At 71.2% G+C, this 21,217-nt stretch carries 20 protein-coding genes; 9 read left to right on the top strand and 11 right to left on the bottom strand.

Features of this window, described 5'->3' with window-relative positions; all coding sequences use genetic code 11:
- Positions 1-36: 36 nt before the first annotated feature.
- Positions 37-696 (bottom strand): class F sortase, encoded by a 660-nt coding sequence (locus OG700_RS03235; RefSeq protein ID WP_405608553.1) that lies wholly within the window; start codon positions 694-696, stop codon positions 37-39.
- A 321-nt stretch (positions 697-1,017) separates the two neighbouring features.
- Between OG700_RS03235 and OG700_RS03230 the strand changes: the two genes are divergently transcribed.
- The gene (locus OG700_RS03230) at positions 1,018-1,503 is read left to right on the top strand and encodes a hypothetical protein (protein ID WP_405608551.1); all 486 of its coding nucleotides are present in this window, start codon (positions 1,018-1,020) and stop codon (positions 1,501-1,503) included.
- Between the two features lie 102 nt (positions 1,504-1,605).
- Here OG700_RS03230 and OG700_RS03225 read toward each other — a convergent pair whose 3' ends face one another.
- From OG700_RS03225 to OG700_RS03215, 3 genes are all read right to left on the bottom strand, one after another.
- Positions 1,606-2,196, bottom strand: coding sequence for a hypothetical protein (locus tag OG700_RS03225; protein WP_405608548.1), 591 nt, complete (start codon positions 2,194-2,196; stop codon positions 1,606-1,608).
- A gap of 207 nt (positions 2,197-2,403) precedes the next feature.
- A complete protein-coding gene (locus OG700_RS03220; RefSeq protein ID WP_405608545.1) occupies positions 2,404-3,168 on the bottom strand; it encodes a hypothetical protein in 765 nt (254 codons plus the stop codon).
- Positions 3,169-3,175: 7 nt separating this feature from the next.
- Positions 3,176-3,766 (bottom strand): hypothetical protein, encoded by a 591-nt coding sequence (locus tag OG700_RS03215; RefSeq protein ID WP_405608542.1) that lies wholly within the window; start codon positions 3,764-3,766, stop codon positions 3,176-3,178.
- Between the two features lie 201 nt (positions 3,767-3,967).
- Here OG700_RS03215 and OG700_RS03210 point away from each other — a divergent pair, with 201 nt between their 5' ends.
- The 3 genes from OG700_RS03210 to OG700_RS03200 all read left to right on the top strand — a co-directional run bounded on the left by OG700_RS03210 (position 3,968) and on the right by OG700_RS03200 (position 8,262).
- Positions 3,968-4,912 carry an SCO0930 family lipoprotein gene (locus OG700_RS03210; protein ID WP_405608539.1) on the top strand — a complete coding sequence of 315 codons (945 nt, stop codon included), beginning with the start codon at positions 3,968-3,970 and terminating at the stop codon, positions 4,910-4,912.
- A 207-nt stretch (positions 4,913-5,119) separates the two neighbouring features.
- Positions 5,120-5,932, top strand: a complete 813-nt coding sequence (locus OG700_RS03205; RefSeq protein WP_405608536.1) for an SAM-dependent methyltransferase — start codon at positions 5,120-5,122, stop codon at positions 5,930-5,932.
- On the top strand, positions 5,929-8,262 hold the full coding sequence (locus OG700_RS03200) for a putative bifunctional diguanylate cyclase/phosphodiesterase (protein WP_405608533.1): 2,334 nt from the start codon (positions 5,929-5,931) through the stop codon (positions 8,260-8,262). Before OG700_RS03205 ends, OG700_RS03200 begins: the two co-directional genes overlap by 4 nt.
- 68 nt (positions 8,263-8,330) lie before the next feature.
- Here OG700_RS03200 and OG700_RS03195 read toward each other — a convergent pair whose 3' ends face one another.
- Entirely contained in the window at positions 8,331-9,284 is a 954-nt protein-coding gene (locus OG700_RS03195; protein WP_405608530.1) for a LysR family transcriptional regulator, read from the bottom strand.
- Between the two features lie 94 nt (positions 9,285-9,378).
- On the opposite strand from OG700_RS03195, the gene OG700_RS03190 reads away from it, so the two are divergent.
- From OG700_RS03190 to OG700_RS03180, 3 genes are read left to right on the top strand one after another with little or no spacing between them, the layout of a single operon-like run.
- A complete protein-coding gene (locus tag OG700_RS03190) occupies positions 9,379-10,131 on the top strand; it encodes a succinate dehydrogenase cytochrome b subunit (protein WP_405608527.1) in 753 nt (250 codons plus the stop codon).
- Between the two features lies 1 nt (position 10,132).
- Positions 10,133-12,097, top strand: a complete 1,965-nt coding sequence (locus OG700_RS03185; RefSeq protein WP_405608524.1) for a fumarate reductase/succinate dehydrogenase flavoprotein subunit — start codon at positions 10,133-10,135, stop codon at positions 12,095-12,097.
- Positions 12,094-12,840 carry a succinate dehydrogenase/fumarate reductase iron-sulfur subunit gene (locus OG700_RS03180; protein WP_405608521.1) on the top strand — a complete coding sequence of 249 codons (747 nt, stop codon included), beginning with the start codon at positions 12,094-12,096 and terminating at the stop codon, positions 12,838-12,840. The genes OG700_RS03185 and OG700_RS03180 overlap by 4 nt, the downstream gene beginning before the upstream one ends.
- Positions 12,841-12,889: 49 nt before the next feature.
- Here the strand turns inward: OG700_RS03180 and OG700_RS03175 are convergent, their stop codons facing one another.
- Positions 12,890-13,942 carry an LLM class flavin-dependent oxidoreductase gene (locus tag OG700_RS03175; RefSeq protein WP_405608518.1) on the bottom strand — a complete coding sequence of 351 codons (1,053 nt, stop codon included), beginning with the start codon at positions 13,940-13,942 and terminating at the stop codon, positions 12,890-12,892.
- 58 nt (positions 13,943-14,000) lie between these two features.
- Here OG700_RS03175 and OG700_RS03170 point away from each other — a divergent pair, with 58 nt between their 5' ends.
- The gene (locus OG700_RS03170; protein WP_405608515.1) at positions 14,001-14,507 is read left to right on the top strand and encodes a hypothetical protein; all 507 of its coding nucleotides are present in this window, start codon (positions 14,001-14,003) and stop codon (positions 14,505-14,507) included.
- Positions 14,508-14,542: 35 nt separating this feature from the next.
- Here the strand turns inward: OG700_RS03170 and OG700_RS03165 are convergent, their stop codons facing one another.
- Entirely contained in the window at positions 14,543-14,767 is a 225-nt protein-coding gene (locus OG700_RS03165; protein ID WP_405608512.1) for a dodecin, read from the bottom strand.
- Positions 14,768-14,992: 225 nt separating this feature from the next.
- On the opposite strand from OG700_RS03165, the gene OG700_RS03160 reads away from it, so the two are divergent.
- Positions 14,993-16,234 (top strand): extracellular solute-binding protein, encoded by a 1,242-nt coding sequence (locus OG700_RS03160; protein ID WP_405608509.1) that lies wholly within the window; start codon positions 14,993-14,995, stop codon positions 16,232-16,234.
- 477 nt (positions 16,235-16,711) lie between these two features.
- Here OG700_RS03160 and egtD read toward each other — a convergent pair whose 3' ends face one another.
- Genes egtD through egtA form a run of 4 tightly spaced genes read right to left on the bottom strand, consistent with a single transcriptional unit; the run spans position 16,712 to position 21,125 of the window.
- Positions 16,712-17,674, bottom strand: a complete 963-nt coding sequence (egtD, locus tag OG700_RS03155) for an L-histidine N(alpha)-methyltransferase (RefSeq protein ID WP_405608506.1) — start codon at positions 17,672-17,674, stop codon at positions 16,712-16,714.
- Positions 17,671-18,426: an ergothioneine biosynthesis protein EgtC gene (gene egtC / locus OG700_RS03150; protein WP_405608503.1), complete on the bottom strand. Its 756-nt coding sequence runs from the start codon at positions 18,424-18,426 to the stop codon at positions 17,671-17,673. Before egtC ends, egtD begins: the two co-directional genes overlap by 4 nt.
- Positions 18,427-18,432: 6 nt before the next feature.
- On the bottom strand, positions 18,433-19,854 hold the full coding sequence (gene egtB, locus OG700_RS03145) for an ergothioneine biosynthesis protein EgtB (protein ID WP_405608500.1): 1,422 nt from the start codon (positions 19,852-19,854) through the stop codon (positions 18,433-18,435).
- Positions 19,851-21,125, bottom strand: coding sequence for an ergothioneine biosynthesis glutamate--cysteine ligase EgtA (gene egtA / locus OG700_RS03140; protein WP_405608497.1), 1,275 nt, complete (start codon positions 21,123-21,125; stop codon positions 19,851-19,853). The genes egtB and egtA overlap by 4 nt, the downstream gene beginning before the upstream one ends.
- Positions 21,126-21,217 lie beyond the last annotated feature (92 nt).

Below are 21,217 nucleotides of genomic sequence, written 5' to 3'. Positions count from 1 at the left end.
ACACCGCCCCACCGCGCGGGGGTCGACCGTCGCCGCTCAGCGGGTCTCCACCAGCCGGGCGAAGACCACGACGTTGCCGTCGTAGCCGCCCGCCTTCGAGTAGCCGCCGCCGCAGGTGATCACGCGCAGTTCGGAGTGGCCGGTGTCCCCGTACACCCGCGCCCCCGGGAAGTCGTCCTTGGAGAAGACCTCCACGCCGTAGATCTCGAACACCGCGACCCGCTCGTCGTAGCGGGTCACCTCGATGTGCTCGCCCTTGCTCAGCGAGCCGAGGCCGTAGAAGACCGCGGGACCCGCCTGGTTGTCGACGTGGCCCACGACGACCGCCGTGCCGCGCTGGCCGGGGGCGACGCCGTTCTGGTACCAGCCCGCCATGTTCGGGTCCTGCGGCGGCGGGGCGGCGATCCAGCCCTCCGGGTCGAGACCCACGTCGATCACGGGCGCGTCGACCTTGATCGACGGGATCGCCACGCGGGACATGGGGGCGTACGGCAGCGGCTTCACGATGGGCACGGTCGAGGGCTCGGTGACCTGTTCCCGCCGGGTGTCCAGCGCCGCCGCCGAGGCCGGCTGGGGCGGTCCGAGGGACACGTCGGCCCCGTTCCGCATCAGTGCGAGACCAGAGAGCATGACAAGGGCCAGAACGCCCCAGGGCGAGCGTTTCCTCGACTCCGAGCCGCCGTGGTCCTGGCCCATGTTTCTCCCTTCGTGGGCGCCTGGTACGCACGCTAGGCGCGGAGGTCCCGGTCGGCGAGAACTGGAGGGCGAATGGGTGGTGCGGCCGTCCGCGCCGGCCCTACTGCCCCATTCGAGTAGTCGTCATATAAATACTTCTGACGGTCTGTGACCTGCGGGTCCGTCAGGTCGCGTCGACTTCTTTCGGCGTGTCGCCTCACCGGGGTGGACCAGTGCCGAAATGCGTCGAATGTTCTGTCCGGTGATGGTTCGTCATGGAGGGCGTACTCGTCGAATTTCCCGGAGCACCGCTTTGGGGCGTCTTCCGCTGGAGGCTCAACGATGCGTGCTTCACGCGCTCTCACGGTGACTGCCGCGGCCTGCGCCGCCGTGGCGCTCTCCGCCCCGCTGGCCGGGGCCACCAACGGTCCGAGGGACATCACCGTCAACCCGTACTCCGTCCACCAGGGCGGCACGCTGCACATCACCGCCCAGGGCTGCGGCCACGGCGGCCATGTCACGTCCAACGCCTTCCCCAAGGCGCAGCTGTCGGTGAACGCCTCGGGCCACTCGGAGGCCAGGGCCCGGATCCACAACCACGCCACGCCCGGCGACTACAACCTGTCCGTCAAGTGCAGCGACAACAGCCGCATCGCGACCCACCGTTTCCGGGTGCTGGCCGGCGAAGGTGCGGAGGGCGGCCTCGGCGGCTCCATCGGCCCGAGCTCGACCGAGATGGCAGTCGGCGCCGGTCTGGTCGGCACGGCCGCGGTCGGCGGCACGTTCTTCATCGCCCGTCGCCGCCGTACCGGCAACTCGCTCGTCTGACCGGCCGGACCTCCGTACGGTGAACGCCCGTCGCCCCAAGTCCTCTCCGGGACTTGGGGCGACGGGCGTTCCGCGGGAAAGAGTCCGCGGGGAAGCGGGAGATCAGTGCTGGCGGCTCGCCGAGCGACGGCGTACGACCAGGACGGTGCCGACGGCCGCCGCGGCCACCAGGCCGGATCCGATGGCGAGTTCCGTGCCGTTCATGCCGATGAAGCTGCCGCCGAGTCCGCCCTTGACACCGCCGGGAGGCGCGATCGCCGTGGAGCTGGAGGTCGGCGTCCGGGTCGCGGCCGGGGTCGGCGTCCGGGTCGGGGCGGCAGTCGCCGTCCGGGTGGGCGTCGGGGCCGGGGTGCCGCCCGCGATGGTGAGATCGGTGGTGCCCTTCTCGCCGTTGCACGTGAAGGTCACCTCGTACATCGCGCCGGGCTTGGCGTCCCAGAAGATGGAGGCGCGCGCCGACCCGCCGGAGGGGATGGGGGTGTCGTCGAACACCCCGGACTCGGCGGTGGCGGTGCTGCTGCAACCGGTGACCGTGAGGGTCACCTGGCCGCCGGCCGCGATGACCGAAGGGGTGACGGCGAAACCGAACGGTGTGACGGGGGCCGCCGCCGTGGCCATGGCCACGGCAGGCGTAGTCAGTGCGAGTGCGACCGCTCCCAGCAGGGCGGCGGACGCGGCACGTATCGCGCGCATGGACAATCCTCCGGGTCTTCGAGGAGCAGCGCGGAACTGATTTCCGCAGATGGCGGGAAATGCACCTCGATACCGGCACGCTAGGAGCGCCTTACCACAGCCGCGATCGCAGTCGGGCGAACGGGTTGTCCTGTCACCCGACCGGCCGCGCGTGTCCGCGACCGCCGGACGGGCTCAAGAGGCCCGTCCGGCGGTCGGGGACCGGCCCTACTCACGGATGTGCGGGAACAGGTCCACGAACGGGGCCGCCGTCGCGGAGATGCCCCGGCCGTACGGCGCGTCGAAGTCCCAGATGAGGAAGAGCAGAAAGGCGATCAGGGCGCTGAACAACCCCGCCAGGAGCAGTTCCCGCCAACTGCGGCGGATCTGGAGCGTGAAGATCAGCCCCACGGTCACGACGGCGCCGGTGATGAGGCCGAACCAGACGACCCCCGGCATGGTCGCCCCCGCGTTCTCGCCACGGGCGCCCCGCGAGTCGTCGGCCGCCGCCACCTGGTCGACCAGCGGCTGGTAGGCCTGCGCCTCGTGGTCGTCGGCCGGCACGTAGTCGGTGACGCTGCGCCGGACCTGCTCCAGCAGCGCCGTGCCCTTGTCGCTGAGGCTGTTGTGCTCCGACATGTGGGGCCACTCCTTGTGGACCACGTACGAGACGTACGCGTCGACGTCGCCCCGGATGCGGTCGCGCACCTCGGCCGGGTAGACCTCGGACCGTGCCTGCACCTCGTGCAGGGCCTGGGCCTCCTGGCGTACGGACTCCTGGGCGCCGCCGCGTGCCTCCCAGACCCCGGCGATCGCCAGTCCCAGCACGATCGCGTAGACCACGCCGATCATCATCGTCATGTATTCGAGGACGTCGGGGCTCTCGGAGGGGTCGTCGTCGGCCGGTACCCGGCGGTTGTTGATGAGGACGATCGTCACGACGACCGCGCAGGCTGCGGCCATCGCGAGGGACAGGACAAGCCATTCCGACATGGGTCCCCTAACGGGAGGAGCGGGGGCGGAGGATGGCGGCGGCGAGGACCGCGGGCGCCGTGAGCAGGAGCATGAGCATCACGACCGACGTGCTGTTCGTCGGCTGTTTGCGGACCGGCGTCTTGTACGCGGGCAGGACCCGGACCACCGGCGGACCTGCCTTCGGCGGAGGCGGCGGCGGAGCCACGGACGGTGAGGGCGACGGTGCCGGCGGGGGAGCGGCGGGCGGCTCCGCGGCGCGCCGCACCGGTGGCGGCGCGACCGGTGGTGGTACGGGCGCGGGCTCGGCGACCACGGGCGGCTCGGGCTCCGGTTCGGGCGGTGGCGGTGGAGGCGGCGGAGGCTCAGATGGCTCGGGCGGGGGTTCGGGCGGCTGCGGAGGGGGCGGTGGGGGCTCCGGCGGGGGTTCGGGAGGCGGTGGCGGTGGGTGCGGCGGTGAGGGCAGGCAAGGCCCGTCCCCGATGACGACGACCGCGCCCGAACCGCCCGGCCCGGTCCAGGCCGAGACACAGACGTCGGCGGCGGCCGGCACGGGCGCGCTGAGTATGCAGAGGAGGCCGGTGACGGCCAGGGTCCGCACGGCAAATGATCGGTACACGGCGGCAGTTTCAACCAGCACCGCCCACGCCGTACCGAAATACCGCCGGATTCCCCTGATCGGGGGAATCGGGGCCTTTCCCGTTTCTTTCTGAAGTTTCTTTGAATCGCGTTGAACACTCCGCACCCTCCCGCACGTACTCAGGGCCATGAACGGCACGGCCCTGGCGCCCCAACTGGCTTACGAACTACGGGAGTTGATATGAACACCTGGCGGAACGCCTCGCTCGCGGTGACCGCGGTGGCCGTACTGGCCCTGACGACGGCGTGCGGTCAGGACAAGGGCGAGAGCCCCAACGGCCAGGCGGTCGGCGCCGCCGCACCCGCCGACGGCGGCTACGGATCGGACGGCGGCTACGGCGACGACTCGGCCACCGAACCCAGGACGGCCGGTCAACTGGCCCTGTGGGACAGCAAGAAGCTCGGCCAGGTGGTCACGGACAGCGAGGGGATGACGCTCTACCGGTTCGACAACGACACCGCCGAGCCCCCCAAGTCGAACTGCGCGGGCGCGTGCGAGAAGGCGTGGCCGGTCGTCGCGGCGGGTGACGTCAAGGCGGCGGCGGGCACGGACGCCTCGAAGATCGGCGAGGTCACCCGCGCCGACGGCACCAAGCAACTGACCCTCGGCGGCTGGCCGGTGTACCGCTACGCCAAGGACGCCAACCCCGGTGACGCCAACGGCCAAGGCGTGGGCGGCACCTGGTTCGCCGCCGCCCCCGACGGAAGGAAGGCCGCCGTCGGCGCGTCCGGCCAGGACGCCGCCGGGGGTGCCGCGGCCGATCTCGCCGGACTGTCCGTGCGAAAGGACCCCAAGCTCGGTGAAATCGTGGTGGACGCCAAGGGAATGACGGTATATCGGTTCAAGAAGGACAGTGCGTGGCCGATGGAGACGGCCTGCTCCGGGGCCTGCCTCGAAAAGTGGCCGGTAGTCGCGCCGGTCGAGAAGAACGACACCGAAGGCATCATCAAGAAGGGCTTCGTGACGTTCGACCGGCCCGACGGAATCAAGCAGCAGACCATCGACTGCTGGCCGATCTACACCTTCGCCGGCGATGCCAGGCCCGGTGACACCAATGGTCAGGGTGTGGGCGGCACTTGGTACGCCGTCGCTCCCGACTCGAAGCTGGTCGGAGCGCCCAAGTAGTCCCCCACGTCGCGCCTCCGGCCGATCGGTCCGCCGTCACGCCCGTGCGTGACGGCGGACCGTTTGCGTGCCAGAGTTCGAGTGTGACCGAGAACGGACCGCTAATTTCCGTTTCGGCTCGCTCTCTTGGCGGGCGATCAGTAGCCTCGGCTCGAACACCGGCCATGTACACGGCCGTTCCCCCGTGGCGACTTGTTGGAGATCTCGATGGAGCGTCCCGCCTGGGCACCGCAGGGCATCGACATATCGGTGCCGAGCGTTTCCCGCATTTATGACTACTATTTGGGCGGTTCGCACAATTTCGAAGTGGACAGGGAAGCGGCCCGTAAGGCAATGGAGTTCATGCCGGGGCTTCCCAAGATCATGCAGGCGAACCGGGCGTTCATGCGCCGCGCCGTGCGTTTCGCCATCGGCGAGGGCGTGACCCAGTTCCTCGACATCGGTTCCGGCATTCCGACGTTCGGCAATGTCCACGAAGTCGCCCAGGCCGCCGACCCGGACGCCAAGGTGGTGTACGTCGACCACGACCCGGTCGCCGTGGCGCACAGCAAGGCGGTGCTCGAAGGCAACGACAAGGCCGCCGTCGTGGCCGCCGATCTCCGCAGACCCCGGCAGATCCTCGACAGCCCCGAGGTCCGGGGCCTGCTCGACCCGGGCCGGCCGGTCGCTCTGCTGCTCGTCTCCGTCCTGCACTTCCTCGAAGACGAGGACAAACCCTTCCAGGCCGTGGCCGAGTTGACCGACGCACTTGCCCCCGGCAGTGTCATCGCCGTCTGCCACGCCGCGTACGCGGGCATCCCGCTGCCCCAGGAACAGGTCGCCGGCACGGTCGGCGTCTACAAGGACATCCGTAACCCGCTCGTCATGCGGACGCGCGAGGAGATTGCCGGGTTCTTCGACGGGCACGAACTGGTCGAGCCCGGTCTGGTGCCCATGGGGAGCTGGCGGCCCGAGAGCCCTGACGGTCAGGAGGACCCGTACGCGATGTCGGGCTTCGCCGGAGTGGGACGCAAGGCGTGAGGGTGCCGGCGGAGGTCCCGGACGCCGAGGCGGCGGAACCGGACGGACTGGAGGACCGGCTCAGGCGGTTCGCGACGATCTGGAGCCGGGCGATCTTCCCGGCGACGGCCACGTCACTGACCCGGCCCGAGTTCGAACAGCATCTGCTGCCCCTGGCACGCCGGTTGAGGGACGCCCTGCACGACAACATCTTCGACGCCGCGCCCGCGCACGGCGTCGGGGCGGCGCTGGTGGCCGCGCACTGCACGGACCCGGAGACGCTCGCCCGCTCCCTGGGGGTCGTGGACGCCTATCTGGTGCTGTACTGCGGAGCGTCCGCCGATCCGTCCGTCGAACCGGCCGCCGAGGAGCTGCGGGCGCGCTGCGCCCGGCTCCAGCACGCGCTCGCCGCCGGGTTCGCCCTGGCGCTGCGTGAACGCACCCTGTCCGAACAGGAGGCCATCGCGCGCTCCGCGCTCGCGGCTCGCGGCGCCGCCCAGGACGCGCTGCACGCCACGGAGGCCCGGTTCCGCGCGGTGTTCGAGGGCGCGGCGATCGGCATCGGCATCGCCGACCTCGACGGCCATGTGCTGGAGGTCAACGACACCCTCACCCAGATGTTCGGCGGCCTCGAACACCATGTCCGCAGCAGGAAAGTCAGCGAGTGGGTGCACCCCGACGACTCGGCGCCCGTCTGGCGGATGCACAGCGAGCTGATACGCGGCGAGCGTGAGAGCTTCCGTACGGAGAAGCCGTTCTTCCGCAACGACGGTACGGTCCTGTGGACCAATCTGACGGTCTCGCTGCTCCGGGACGTCGACGGGGTGCCGCAGTACCAACTGGCGCTGCTGGAGGACACCACCGAGCGGCGCCTGCTCAATCTGCGGCTGCGCTACGAGGCGACGCACGACGCCCTCACCGGACTGCCCAACAGGACGCTGTTCTTCGAGCGCCTGGAGAAGGCGCTCGCTCCCGCCAGGGAGACCGCGAAGGACGGCGTGAAGGACGGCGCCAAGCACGCGACGAAGGACCGCGCGAAGGACGGCGCGAAGGACCGCGCCGAGCACGCGGCGAAGGGCGGCGCCGACGGCGGTGCCAAGGACGGCGCGAACGGACCCCGGCAGCCGGCCCGCTTCGGCCTCTGCTACCTCGATCTCGACGGCTTCAAGGCCATCAACGACAGCCTCGGCCACGCCGCGGGCGACCGGATGCTCGTCGAGGTCGCCGACCGCCTCCAGAGCTGCGCCACGGCGCCCGGCGAGATGGTGGCCAGGCTCGGCGGCGACGAGTTCGTGGCGCTGACCACGGGACCCGACACCCAGCGCGAGGTGGGTGACCTGGCGTCGCGGATACTCGGCGCCCTCGCCACCCCGATCAGCCTGGACGGCCGCGAGTTCACCGTCCGGGGCAGCATCGGCATCGTGGAGGGCAGGGCGGGCGAGCGCACCGCCGCCGAGGTGCTGCGCAGCGCCGACATCACGATGTACCGGGCCAAGTCGGCTGGCGGCAACCGGTTCGAGCACGCCGACCCCGAGGCCGACGCCCGCGCCATCACCCGGCACGGGCTCACCACCGCCCTGCCGACCGCGCTGGAGCGCGGCGAGTTCTTCATCGAGTACCAGCCGCTGGTGCATCTCGCCGACGGCACGGTGCACGGCGCCGAGGCGCTGGTGCGCTGGAGCCACCCGACCCACGGGGTGCTCAGCCCCGACCGCTTCATCCCGCTCGCCGAGCACACCGGGCTGATCGTGCCGCTCGGACGCTGGGTGCTGGAGCAGTCCGTACGGCAGGCCAGGCAGTGGCAGGAGGAGCTGGCGGCCGGCACCTTCGCGGGTCCGCTGCGGATCAACGTGAACCTCTCGCCCGCCCAGCTGCACCACCCGGGGCTCGTCGCCGACACCGTCGAGGTGCTGGAGCGGGTCGGTCTCGCGCCGGGCTCGCTCTGCCTGGAGGTCACCGAGTCCGCGCTGATCGGCGCGGACGAGGATCTGCTCAAGCCGCTGCGGCAGCTCGCCGAGATGGGCGTCGACATCGCGCTCGACGACTTCGGCACCGGCTACTCGAACCTCGCCAATCTGCGCCGGCTGCCGGTGAGCGTGCTCAAACTCGACCGCTCCTTCACCCAGGGAATGCAGCAGCACCCGGCCGACCCGGTCGACCTCAAGATCGTCGAAGGCATCGTCTCGCTCGCGCACAGCCTGGAACTGGCTGTGACCGTGGAGGGCGTGGAGACCGGGGCACAGGCGGAGCACCTGCGCAGACTGGGCTGCGACACGGCGCAGGGCTGGTACTACGCGCGTCCGGGCCCGCCCGGGATGCTGCACACCCTGTCGCTGGCCGACGCGGTCTGACGCCGCCCGGGCGGGCGGCCGGACCGGCACACCAAGGCCATCCGCCCGGCCATCCGCCCGGACAGGATCTACGCGCGTCCCGTGCCCGGCCCCGCGGCCCGACCGCCGCCGCCCGTACGGCTCCGTGTCCCCGTACGGCTCCGTGCCCGCGTGCTGAACAGCACCTTCTGCAACTCGCGGGCGGCGCGCGGGGGCGCGACGTCGCTGCGGTGCGCGAGCGCGATCGTACGGCGCAGCCCCGGCGGCGCCAGCGGCGTCACCCGCAGATCGCGCCCCGCCTGCTCCGCCACCATGCTCGGCACCACCGCCACCCCCAGCCCGGCCCGTACGAAGCCGAGTACGGCGTCCATCTCGCCGCCCTCGACGGTGAACGTCGGCTCGAACCCCTCGGCCCGGCAGGCGGCGACGGTCAGTTCCCGCAGGTCGTAGCCGTGCCGGAACATGACCAACTGCTCGCTGCGCAGATCGGAGATCCGGACCGGCCGGCGTGGACCGGGCGCCGCCGCCGAGGAGACCACCACCAGGTCCTCGTGCAGCAGCTCGACCGTCGTCAGCGCCGGTGAGGGCGTCGGCAGGGGGAGCACCACCAGGGCGAAGTCCAGGGCGCCGCGAGCCAGTTCGCGTACGAGATCGTGCGAACCGCTCTCCTCGATCAGCAGCTCGATGCCCGGGTGCCGGTCGTGGAAGTCGCGCAGAACCTCGGGCAGCAGACCGGTGCACAGGCTCGGCGGCGCGCCCAGCCGCACCCGGCCGCGCCGCAGCTGGACCAGCTCCTGCACCTCGTGGCGCGCGGTCTCCGCGTCGGCGAGGATCCGCCGGGCCGTCGGCAGCAGGGCCTCGCCCGCGTCGGTGAGCGCGACATTGCCCCGCGCCCGGCCGAACAGCTCGGCACCCAGCTCCTTCTCCAGGGCCCTGATCTGCTGCGAGAGCGAGGGCTGCGAGACATGCACCCGCTCGGCGGCCCGGGTGAAGTGCAGGGTCTCCGCGACGGCGACGAAGTAGACGAGCTGCTGGAACTGCATCCGCCCATGATAGGCCGACGATAGGCACAGGCTATGGACATGAGCCGAACCATGTCTTGGACCTCTCGGCATACCTCGCCTTAGCGTACGTGTCATGGCTCTGGCAACGCGTACGGACAGACGGGCGGACCGGAAGGCCGGCGAACCGGGCGGCGGGCGCCCCGGCAGACGGCCCTCGATGCTCGGCACCCTCTGGGGCTCCACGGTCGGCAAGAAGGCCGTCATGGCCGTCAGCGGCCTGATCCTGCTCGGCTATCTCGTCGCGCATCTGCTCGGCAACCTGAAGATCTTCTTCGGCCCCGGCGAGTTCAACGAGTACGGACACTGGCTGCGGACCATGGGCGCGCCCGTCCTGCACCAGGAGTGGGCCCTGTGGATCGTGCGCGTCGTGCTGCTCGCCGCCGTCGTCCTGCACGGCGTCTGCGCGTACCAGCTCAGCCGCCGCGACATCGCCGCCCGCCCCACCTCCTACGTACACAAGCGCCGCCGCGCGAGCTACGCGACGCGCACCATGCGCTGGGGCGGCATCATCCTGGCGCTGTTCGTCGTCTGGCACCTGCTGGACCTCACGACGCTCACCGTCAACGAGAACGCGCAGCCGGGCCGCCCGTACGAGAACGTCGTCGCCACCTTCTCCACCTGGTACGGCAACGTCATCTACATCACCGCGATGCTCGCCCTCGGACTGCACGTCCGGCACGGCTTCTGGAGCGCCGCACAGACCCTCGGCATGGGCAGCGCCACCCGTGACCGGGTACTGAAGATCATGGCCAACGGCCTCGCGCTGGTGCTGACCGTCGGCTTCGTCTCCCTGCCCGTAGGCGTCATGACCGGACTGGTGAGCTGACATGGACGACCGCCTCCCGCCCACGTATACCGACTACACGACCGGCGAACCCCTCGCCGACACCAAGGCCCCGGCCGGGCCCGTCGCCGAGCGCTGGGACACCCGCCGCTTCGAGGCCAAGCTGGTCAACCCGGCCAACCGCCGCAAGCACACCGTCATCGTCGTCGGCACCGGACTCGCCGGCGGCGCGGCCGGCGCCACGCTCGCCGAACAGGGCTACCACGTCGTCCAGTTCTGCTACCAGGACTCCCCGCGCCGCGCCCACTCCATCGCCGCCCAAGGCGGCATCAACGCCGCGAAGAACTACCGCAACGACGGCGACTCCATCCACCGCCTCTTCTACGACACCGTCAAGGGCGGCGACTTCCGGGCCCGCGAGTCCAACGTCCACCGGCTCGCCCAGATCTCCGTCGAGATCATCGACCAGTGCGTCGCCCAGGGCGTGCCCTTCGCCCGCGAGTACGGCGGCCTCCTCGACACCCGCTCCTTCGGCGGCGTCCAGGTCTCCCGCACCTTCTACGCCCGCGGCCAGACCGGCCAGCAACTGCTGCTCGGCGCCTACCAGGCGCTGTCGCGGCAGATCGCCGCCGGCACCGTCGAGATGCGTCCGCGCACCGAGATGCTCGACCTGATCGTGGTCGACGGCCGGGCGCGCGGCATCGTCGCCCGCGACCTGATCTCCGGCAAGGTCTCCACACACTTCGCCGACGCCGTCGTCCTCGCGTCCGGCGGCTACGGCAACGTCTTCTACCTGTCGACCAACGCCAAGAACAGCAACGCCACCGCCGTCTGGCGCGCCCACCGGCGCGGCGCGCACTTCGCCAACCCCTGCTTCACCCAGATCCACCCCACCTGCATCCCGCGCTCCGGCGACCACCAGTCCAAGCTCACCCTGATGAGCGAGTCGCTGCGCAACGACGGCCGTATCTGGGTGCCGAAGGCGCACGGCGACACCCGCCCGCCCGCCGAGATCCCCGAGGACGAGCGCGACTACTACCTGGAGCGGATCTACCCCTCCTTCGGCAACCTCGTCCCGCGCGACATCGCCTCACGCGCCGCGAAGAACGTCTGCGACGAGGGCCGCGGCGTCGGCCCCGGCGGGCAGGGTGTCTATCTCGACTTCGCCGACGCGATCCGCAGGCTCGGCCGCAAGGCCGTCGAGGAGAAGTACGGCAACCTCTTCGAGATGTACGAGCGCATCACCGCCGAGGACCCCTACCAGGTCCCGATGCGCATCTACCCGGCGATCCACTACACGATGGGCGGACTCTGGGTCGACTACGACCTCCAGACCACCGTGCCGGGGCTGTTCGCGATCGGCGAGGCCAACTTCTCCGACCACGGCGCCAACCGGCTCGGCGCGTCCGCCCTGATGCAGGGCCTCGCCGACGGCTACTTCGTACTGCCGTCCACCATCAACGACTACCTCGCCCGCAACCCGCACCAGGACGTCATCGACGACGACCACCCGGCGGTCGCCGAAGCCGTCGCGGACACCGAGGACCGGCTGCGGCTGCTGCTCGCCGTCGACGGCGACCGCACCCCCGACTCCTTCCACCGCGAGATCGGCGAACTGCTGTGGGAACACTGCGGGATGGCGCGCGGTGAGGCCGGACTGCGCAAGGCGCTCGACCGCATCCCGCAGATCCGCGAGGAGTTCTGGCGCCGCATCAAGGTGCCGGGCACCGGTGAAGAGTTCAACCAGTCGCTGGAGAAGGCCAATCGCATCGTCGACTATCTGGAACTCGCCGAGCTGATGTGCCTCGACGCACTGCACCGCGCCGAATCCTGCGGCGGCCACTTCCGCGAGGAGTCGCAGACCGAGGGCGGCGAGGCGGAACGGCGCGACGACGCCTTCTCGTACGCGGCGGCCTGGGAGTTCACCGGCACCGGCGGCGCGCCCGTCCTGCACAAGGAAGACCTCGTCTTCGAGTACGTCCACCCCACCCAGCGGAGCTACGCATGAGGCTCACCCTGCGCGTCTGGCGGCAGAGCGCCGCCGACGCCACCGGCGCCATGGTCACGTACGACATCGACGGCATCTCCGAGGACATGTCGTTCCTGGAGATGCTCGACTCGCTCAACGAGCAGCTGATCCTCGACGGCGACGACCCGGTCGCCTTCGACCACGACTGCCGCGAAGGCATCTGCGGCGCCTGCGGCGTCGTCATCAACGGCGACGCCCACGGCCCCGAACGCACCACCACCTGCCAGCTCCACATGCGGCACTTCGCCGACGGCGACACCATCGACGTCGAGCCGTGGCGGGCCGGGGCGTTCCCCGTGGTCAAGGACCTGGTCGTGGACCGGTCGGCCTTCGACCGGATCATCGGCTCCGGGGGCTACATCAGCGCCCCCACCGGTTCCGCCCCCGAGGCGCACGCCACGCCCGTGCCGAAGGCGGACGCCGACTTCGCGTTCGAGCACGCCGAGTGCATCGGCTGCGGGGCGTGCGTGGCCGCGTGCCCCAACGGCTCGGCGATGCTCTTCACCTCGGCCAAGGTCAACCACCTCAATGTGCTGCCGCAGGGCGCGCCGGAGCGCGAGACCCGGGTCCTGGACATGGTCGCCACGATGGACGACGAGGGCTTCGGCGGCTGCACCCTGGCCGGCGAGTGCGCGACGGCCTGCCCGAAGGGCATCCCGCTGCCGTCGATCACGGCGATGAACAAGGAGTGGCTGCGGGCGACCCGCAGGGTCGCCCGGTAGGGCGGCCTGTCCGGCGGACAGGACCTGGGGCCTCTCGTCGTCGCGGTCCTCAACGCGCGGAATCGGCCGGGCGATCGGGAACGGGGACCCGGTCAAGTCCCGCGACCCTTGCCAGCCGGGTGAACGAGTCAAGGAGGGCGTCGCGGTCGTACGTGCTGGTCGTCACCAGCACCTCGTCGGCGCCGCTCTCCTCGATCACCGACTCCAGGGCCTCGGCGACCTGCTCCTCGGTGCCCTGGATGTGGCCGCGCAGCCCCGACTCGTACAGCTCCCGCTCCTTCGCGGTCATCGTCAGCGTCTCGATTCGCCCGGCGGGCGCGAGCGGCGGGAAGACGCCGTGCGTCCGGGAGTGTGCCATCGACCAGGACTCGGGCATCAGCAGCCGGCGCGCCTCCTCCTCGCTCGCCGCGACCGCGACCGTCCCCGCGATGATCACGTGCGGGCGGTCCGACCAGACGGACGGGCGGAAGGCGGCGCGGTAGCGCTCCACCGCCCGCAGCATGCGCTCGCGCCCGCGCAGATCGCCCACCACCATGGGCAGACCGGCCGCCGCGGCGATGTCGGCGCCCTCGCCCATGGCCAGGACGTACGGCTCCGGCCGCAGGCCCTCGGCGGGCAGGGCGTGGACCTGCGGGTAGAGGCTCTGGTCGCCGGTGAACCAGCCCAGCAGTTCCTCGATCCGCTCGGCGAAGTCCTGCGGGTCGAGGGCCTGTTTCTCCTTGCCGAGCGCCCGCCGTATCCCGTCCGTGAAGCCCACGGAGCGCCCGATACCCATGTCGATCCGGCCGGGGAACAGCGACTCCAGCACCCCGAACTGCTCGGCCACCACGAGCGGCCGGTGGTTGGGCAGCATCACGCCACCCGTACCGACGCGGATCGTCGAGGTCGCGGCGGCGACGGCCGCCGCCAGGACCGTCGGCGCCGAGCCCGCGACACCGGGCACGCTGTGGTGCTCGGAGACCCAGAACCGGTGGTAGCCGAGCGCTTCCAGCCGCCGCGCGAGGCGCACGGTGTCGCGCAGCGCCTCGGGCGCTTCCTGGCCCTCGCGGGTGCGGGACCGGTCGAGTACGGAGAATCGGGTGTTCGCGATCACTGACGTCACGTTCAGTGCAACAGCGACGCGGCGCGAGGATTCCCCGGCCCTTCTCTAGGCTGGGCGTGTGACGGACAACAAGCGTGCGACGGACAACAGCAGACCCCTGGCCGTATTCGATCTGGACGGGACGCTCGCCGAGACCGCGCACCGCCAGCACTTCCTGGAGGGCAGACCGAAGGACTGGAAGGGCTTCTTCGACGCGGCGGGCCGGGACACACCGCTGCCCGAGGGGGTGGCGCTGGTCCTGACGAGCGCCGAGGAGTGCGAGATCGTCTATCTGACCGGCCGTCCCGAGCGCTGCCGCAAGGACACGCTGGCCTGGCTGCGGGCGAACGGCCTGCCCGACGGCCGGGTGTTCATGCGCCGCAACGACGACCGCAGGCCCGCCCGCACCACCAAGGTGGAGCGGTTGCGCGGGCTGGCCGCGGGCCGGGTGATCCGCATGCTCGTGGACGACGACGAGTTGGTGTGCGACGCGGTGGAACGTGCGGGATTCCGGGTCGTACGCGCCCGCTGGGCCGACACGTCACAGGCACTGAAGGACGGGCAGGAGCGCGAGGGGCGCACCTGACAGCGCTCGGGGCCGCAGGGCCGGCGCCCGGGTGGTCAGACCGCCGCGTCGCCGTCCTCCAGACGGAAGCCGACCTTGAGCCCCACCTGGTAGTGCTCGATCTCGCCGTCGACGATATGGCCGCGGACCTGCGTCACCTCGAACCAGTCCAGCCCGCGCAGGGTCTGGGACGCCCGGCCGATCCCGTTGCGGATGGCCTCGTCGACGCCCACCTCGGAGGTGCCGTAGATCTCGGTGACCCGGTAGGTGTGCTTGCTCATGAGGTCGTTCTCCTCTGCGCGCGGTCGCGGGTGTCGTTCCACCGTGCCCCACCACGCGGCGGTGCGCGCGGCAGAAGAAGGGCGCCGCCGCGGCCTCGGGTAGCGGCGCGGGGCTTGACCGGCCACCTGGTCCATACCAAAATCGCGCCAATGCCCGTGCGAGCACCCTTGCTCCCCCCACGTCGGGTTTCACTCTTTCGTGCCGCACGCCAGAAGGTGACCTACGTGAAGAACCGCTTCCTACTCGGCTCCGCCGTGTTCGCGTCCTCCGTCGCGCTCGCGGGATGCGGAATGCTCCCCGGCGGTGACGACAAGGTCATCACCGTCTGGCTCATGAAGGACAGCGTCTCCACGGCCTATCTGGAGCGGTTCACCGAGGCGTACGAGAAGGAGAACCCCTCGATCCAGCTGGACGTCAAGATCCAGGAGTGGACCGGGATCGGCAAGAAGGTGATGACCGCGCTGGAGTCCGACGACTCGCCGGACATCATCGAGGTGGGCAACACCCAGGTCGCGCAGTACGCGGAGAGCAACGGCCTGCGGGACCTGACCCTGGAGTCCGTACGCGACCTGGGGAGCGAGGACTGGCTGCCCGGCCTCGCCGAGCCCGGCAGCATCAACGGCTCCCAGTTCGGCATACCGTGGTACGCCGCCAACCGCGTGGTCATCTACAACAAGGACCTCTTCGCCGAGGCCGGCATCGACGGGCCGCCCAAGACCCGGGCCGAGTGGCTGGACATCACCGCCGAACTCGACCAGGGGGACCAGCAGGGCATCTATCTGGCCGGTCAGGACTGGTACACCCTCTCCGGCTTCATCTGGGACGAGGGCGGCGAGCTGGCGGTCGAGGCGGGCGGCGAGTGGGAAGGCCGGCTCGACACCCCCGAGGCGATCAGGGGCATGAAGTTCTACAAGCAGTTGCAGGCGCTCGGCGACGGCCCGAAGGACTCCGACGAGGTCAAGCCGAGACAGGAGGGCGAGTTCGCGAAGGGCGATATCGCGCAGATCATCGACACCCCCAACTCCGCCGTTCAGATCGAGGAGAAGAACCCGGACCTCAAGGGCAAGCTCGGCTTCTTCCCGATCCCCGGCAAGACCGCCGAGGCGCCGGGCGCGGTCTTCACCGGCGGCTCCGACCTCATCGTCCCCAAGAACTCCTCGCACCGGTCGGCGGCGGTCGAGGTGGTCAAGGCGCTGGCCGGCGAGAAGTGGCAGACGGAGCTGGCCAAGACCATGAGCTACGTCCCGAACAAGACGACGCTCGCTGACGTCATCGAGGGCCAGGAGGCCACGGCAGCGATGGCGGCGGGCGCGGCCGAGGGGCGCGCGACGCCCAACTCGCCGAAGTGGGCCAACGTCGAGCTGGACAACCCGATCAAGCCGTACATGACGGCGGTGCTTGAGGGCGAGGACCCGAAGACCGCCGCCGAGGTGGCGGTCGCGAAGATCTCGGCGGCGCTGCGGTAGCTCGCTTACTCGCTCGCTCGCTCGTGGGTGGGTTCGGCGGTCCGCCGGTCCGCCGGTCCGCCGATCCGGCAGTCCGGCGGTCTGTCGCCTCGTCCCGGAGCGCCGGACGAACCGGGCGCGGCCGTTCTGCCGACGCGTGACCCGTCGGTTCCGGCCATTCAGCCGTCTCACATCCGCGCTCCGCCGGGCTGTCATGTCGAATCCGGCCGGTCACGGAAGAAACAAGGTGCCGGGTCGCCGCGCCAGTGGCGTCCCTCCGCCGCTCGTTCTTCCGTCCGGCGCAGGAGACAGCCATGTCCGCCGTCCCGTACGGATCGGTTACCGCCCGCTGGGTCCCGCCGCCTTCGTCGGGGACGACCCGCCCGCCGTGTCACTGTGGCGGATCGTGCCGGCCCGCGGGCGCCCGGCGGAGATCGAGGTACTGCCCCCGATCCCCGCCGGGCGCCACGCGGACCGCCGTTCGCCGGCCGGCGCCGCTCAGCGCGCCGTCGCCAGCGACAGCGCGAACCGCCCGGCGTCATCCGTCCACCAGTGCGTCAACTCCATTCCCGCATCCGCCAGTTCGGCACGGACCCGGTCCTGAGTGAACTTCGCCGACACCTCCGTACGCATCTCCTCACCCGCCTCGAAGGTGACCACCAGATCCAGCTCGGGGATCTTCACGGCGAGAGCCCGGCGCGCCCTGAGCCGCATCTCGATCCACTGCCGCTCGGGGTCCCAGCGCGCCACATGGTCGAAGTCCGCCGGGTCGAAGTCGGCGCCCAACTCCCGGTCGACGACGGCCAGTACGTTCTTGTTGAAGGCGGCCGTCACACCTGACGCGTCGTCATAGGCCGTGACCAGTACGGACTCGTCCTTCACCAGGTCCGTCCCCAGGAGCAGCGCGTCGCCGGGCGCGAGCAGCGCGCGCACCGACGCGAGGAAGTCGGCGCGCTCGGCGGGCAGCAGATTGCCGATCGTGCCACCGAGGAAGGCGATCAGCCGGGGCCCCGGCATCTGTGGCAGCTCCATCTCTTTGGTGAAGTCGGCGATCAGCGCGTGCACCTGGAGGTCCGGCCGCTCGGCGAGCAGCGACTCGGCGGCCCCGGTGAGCGCGCTCTCGCTCACGTCCACCGGCACGTAGCCGCGCAGCAGCGGCAGCGCGTCGAGCAGGTGCCGGGTCTTCTCGGAGGACCCCGAGCCCAGTTCCACCAGCGTGCGGGCGCCCGTCGCCGCGGCGATCCCGGGCGCGCGGGCGAGCAGGATCTCCCGCTCGGCGCGGGTCGGGTAGTACTCGTCGAGCGCGGTGATCTCCTCGAACAGCTCGCTGCCCCTGGCGTCGTAGAACCACTTGGGCGGCAGGGACTTGGGGCTTCGGGTCAGCCCGTGCCGCACGTCGGCGCGCAGCGCGGCGTCGGTGGCGTCCTCGGGCAGGGTGCGGGTCAGCTTGTACGGGCTCACGCGGGAGGCTCCTTGAGGGGAGTGAGCAGGACGTCGGTAGGGGTCGCCGCCAGCAGGGTGTGGTCGGGGACCTCGCACCAGCGCGGATCGTCGTCGTAGGGCTCCGAGGCGACGACGGTGCCCCGGCCGGGCTCGGTGAGATACCAGAGCGTGTCGCCCCAGGCCGTCGCCGTGACCGTCGCACCGTCCGTGAGCAGCAGATTCAGCCGGGAGCCTGGCGCCGCCTCCGCCACCTCCAGGACCGTGTCGGACAGGGCCTGGCCCATCCCGTCGCCGTCCCGCAACCGGTGCAGCACCAGCGCCCACACGAGTGCCGAGTCGGTGCGGGCGTCCAGCGACAGCAGTTCGGCGGGGGAGAGGTCGGCGGCCAGGGGCGCCAGGCTCGACGGCCAGCCGCGCACGGCGCCGTTGTGGCTGAAGAGCCAGGGTCCGGAGGCGAACGGCGCCGCCGCGGCCTCACCGTCCGCGCCGGACTCGGTGGCGTCCCGCACGGCGGCGAGCAACGCACCGCTCCTGACCACCCTGGCCAGGTCGACGACGCTCTGATCGCCCCAGATGGGTCCCGGGCGCCGGTAGCGCGCGGGCACCGGGTCGCCGTCCGCGTACCAACCGACCCCGAAACCATCGGCGTTGACCGTCCCGTACCGCTGCCGACGCGGCTCCCAGGACTGCCGGTACAGCGCGTACTCGGGGCTGACCAGCACCGCGCGCAGAGCCAACGGCTCTCCCACGTAAGCGATATGACGGCACATCACCTCTCACGCATCCCCGGCGACGGCGCTGCGCGCGGTACGGAAACCGGCGAAGATCTGCCGGCGCACCGGCAGGTCCCAGTTGCGGAAGGTGCCCCGGCACGCCACCCGGTCCACGGCGAAGGAGCCACCGCGCAGCACCTTGTGCGCGCCGCCGAAGAACACCTCGGAGTACTCCCGGTAGGGGAAGGCGACGAAGCCCGGATAGGGCAGGAAGTCGCTCGATGTCCACTCCCACACATCACCGATCAACTGCCTTACGCCCAGCGGCGAAGCGCCCCGCGGATAACTGCCCGCGGGTGCCGGGCGCAGATGGCGCTGGCCGAGGTTGGCGTGCGCGGGGGTCGGGTCCTCGTCGCCCCACGGATGGCGCCGCGAGCGGCCGGTGACCGGGTCGTGCCGGGCCGCCTTCTCCCACTCCTCCTCGGTCGGCAGCCGCCGCCCGGCCCAGCGGGCGTACGCGTCCGCCTCGTACCAGCTGACGTGCAGCACCGGTTCGTCGGCCGGGACGGGCTCGACCGCCCCGAACCGGCGGCGCAGCCACTGCCCGGCCTCGCGCCGCCAGAACAGCGGTGCCGCGATGGAGTGTTCACGGATCTGGGCCCACCCCTCCGGGGCCCACCACCGCTCGTCCGTGTAGCCGCCGTCCTCGATGAAGCGCAGATAGTCGCCGTTGCTCACCGGCACCGTGTCCAGGTGGAACGCGGGCACGAGCCGGTGGTGCGCGGGCCGTTCGTTGTCCAGGGCCCACGGCTCGGCCGAGGTGCCCATGGTGAACTGCCCGGCCGGTACGAGGACTTCACCCGGCAGGTCCGCCGTCTCCATCGGATCGGGAGCCGGCGGCTCCGGCGCCGTGAGCGCGGCCGGGCCACGGCGCAGCTGATGGGTGATCAGCATCGTCTCGTCGTGCTGCTGTTCGTGCTGCGCGATCATCCCGAAGGCGAATCCGGCGTCCAGCAGCGGACCGCCCCGCAGCGGACTGTCGCCGAGGATGTCCAGGACCCGGCCCCGGATGTCGGAGGCGTACGCCCGCGCCTCGGCGGGGGCGAGCAGCGGGAGCGTGGGACGCAGCGCGCGGGGATGCTCGAAGGCGTCGTACACGGAGTCGATCTCCGGCCGGACGGCCTGCCGGCCGCCGACCGTACGGAGCAGCCACTGCTCCTCCTGATTGCCGATATGGGCCAGGTCCCAGACCAGCGGTGACATCAACGGCGAGTGCTGCGCGGTCAGTTCGGGCTCTTCCACGCAGGAGGTGAGCAGCGCGGTGCGCTCGCGGGCGGTGGTCAGCGCGTCGAGGGCCCGCCGCCGCAGGGTGTCGATGTCCTGGGCCTGGACCGTGTCGGCGGATATCCCGGCGGTGTTTCCGTCACTTGCCCCGTCGGTGGTCCCGTTCGCCGTCCCGGCCGGTGTCCCGGCGTGCTCGCTCATGTGCGGATCTCCTTCCCGGCCACGGGGACGCTCATGTCGTCGGCGGGGCAGCGGCCCGGCACGACGTACCGCTCGGTGAAGGCCGCGACGGCCTCCCGCACGGCCTCGGACGCTCCCGTACGGGGCAGCGCCTCCCGCGCGACGGCGAAGCACTCCACCGCCGCCGCGTGCAGCTCCGGGTCGGTGAGCCCGTCCCGCGCCGCCGTGATCCACAGCGGATTGCCCGGCGCGGGCAGCGGGCCCGCCGTCTCGGCGAGCGTCTTGACCGTGCGGTACACCGTCTCGGCGGCCTCGGGGTCGTCGAACAGCGCGGTGGTCACCGCCAGCGGCACCATCCAGCCGTCGTTCCCCGGCTGGGCGTCGATCATCCGCAGTTCCAGATGACCGCGCGGACGCACCGGCGGGAAGAGGGTCGTGATGTGGTAGTCGAGATCGGCGCGCACCGGCGGGCGCGGCAGACCCGAACGGATCCACTCACGGAAGGTCAGCCCCTTGGGCACGGCCCAGGGGCCGTCCGCCGTCCGGACGCACATCACCGGCGCGTCCATGGCGTACGCGGCCCAGGCGGCACGCGGCTCCCGCCGTGTGTCGGGCGCTCTGGTACGCGCCGGGTCCAGGTCCGTCCACAGCGCCTGCCGGGTGGACCGCCAGCCGGTGGTACGGCGCGCCTGGACGGGCGAGTTGGCGAACGCGGCCACCAGCACCGCGCCCAGCAGATGGGCGAGCTGCCAGCGCCTGCCGTACCCGAGCGGGCCCGGCTCCTCGGTACCCGCGTCCAGGCAGACCTGGATGGAGGCGGAGGAACGCATCATGGCGCGGCCCGAGGGGCCGATCCGGTCGAGGTAGGTCTCCATCGCGTCGTACCGCGGCTCCTTCAGGAGCCTGCCCGGTGCGTGCCACGGATCCTGTCCGAGGCCGGTGAGCGTGAGACCGGCCGCACGCAGTTCGTGGCGTACGGCGGCGAGGTCCGCCGCTGTGGAGTCGACGCACTCCATCAGGGAGGCGGCGGGCGCCGAGCTGAGTTCCAGCTGGCCACCCGGTTCGAACGTCAGCGCTGATCGCAGAGGGAGGTCCCGCAGGCCACCGAAGGCCTTGTCGAGACGCGCGGTCCGAACGGGCAGTTCGGGGTCGTACAGATCGTGCACGAGCCATTCCAGTTCGACACCGACGATGCGGGGCGGCCCTGTCTTGAAACATATGCCGCGCAGCAGCGCCTCGGCGTCGTCCTCGCGGAGAGATGGACCCTCAGCTGCGAATTCGTCCGACGGCATGGCCGGATCCTCCTGTCGAAGACCGTGACCGGACCCCGTCCCGGGGGTCGGGGCGGGGTGCTTCGTCCAACCTAAAGCCACTCCCGGCGTTC

Source organism: Streptomyces sp. NBC_01508 (genome assembly GCF_045040315.1).
Classification (GTDB): Bacteria; Actinomycetota; Actinomycetes; order Streptomycetales; family Streptomycetaceae; genus Streptomyces.
Note: the sequence above shows the minus strand (reverse complement) of the source record. Positions and strands in the feature narration are given on the sequence as shown.

Bases quoted from the DNA above. Each gene is read 5' to 3' on its own strand.
- OG700_RS03235 (WP_405608553.1), bottom strand. From the start codon at position 696: ATGGGCCAGGACCACGGCGGCTCGGAGTCGAGGAAACGCTCGCCCTGG.
- OG700_RS03230 (WP_405608551.1), top strand. From the start codon at position 1,018: ATGCGTGCTTCACGCGCTCTCACGGTGACTGCCGCGGCCTGCGCCGCC.
- OG700_RS03225 (WP_405608548.1), bottom strand. From the start codon at position 2,196: ATGCGCGCGATACGTGCCGCGTCCGCCGCCCTGCTGGGAGCGGTCGCA.
- OG700_RS03220 (WP_405608545.1), bottom strand. From the start codon at position 3,168: ATGTCGGAATGGCTTGTCCTGTCCCTCGCGATGGCCGCAGCCTGCGCG.
- OG700_RS03210 (WP_405608539.1), top strand. From the start codon at position 3,968: ATGAACACCTGGCGGAACGCCTCGCTCGCGGTGACCGCGGTGGCCGTA.
- OG700_RS03205 (WP_405608536.1), top strand. From the start codon at position 5,120: ATGGAGCGTCCCGCCTGGGCACCGCAGGGCATCGACATATCGGTGCCG.
- OG700_RS03195 (WP_405608530.1), bottom strand. From the start codon at position 9,284: ATGCAGTTCCAGCAGCTCGTCTACTTCGTCGCCGTCGCGGAGACCCTG.
- OG700_RS03190 (WP_405608527.1), top strand. From the start codon at position 9,379: ATGGCTCTGGCAACGCGTACGGACAGACGGGCGGACCGGAAGGCCGGC.
- OG700_RS03185 (WP_405608524.1), top strand. From the start codon at position 10,133: ATGGACGACCGCCTCCCGCCCACGTATACCGACTACACGACCGGCGAA.
- OG700_RS03180 (WP_405608521.1), top strand. From the start codon at position 12,094: ATGAGGCTCACCCTGCGCGTCTGGCGGCAGAGCGCCGCCGACGCCACC.
- OG700_RS03165 (WP_405608512.1), bottom strand. From the start codon at position 14,767: ATGAGCAAGCACACCTACCGGGTCACCGAGATCTACGGCACCTCCGAG.
- egtC (WP_405608503.1), bottom strand. From the start codon at position 18,426: ATGTGCCGTCATATCGCTTACGTGGGAGAGCCGTTGGCTCTGCGCGCG.
- egtB (WP_405608500.1), bottom strand. From the start codon at position 19,854: ATGAGCGAGCACGCCGGGACACCGGCCGGGACGGCGAACGGGACCACC.
- egtA (WP_405608497.1), bottom strand. From the start codon at position 21,125: ATGCCGTCGGACGAATTCGCAGCTGAGGGTCCATCTCTCCGCGAGGAC.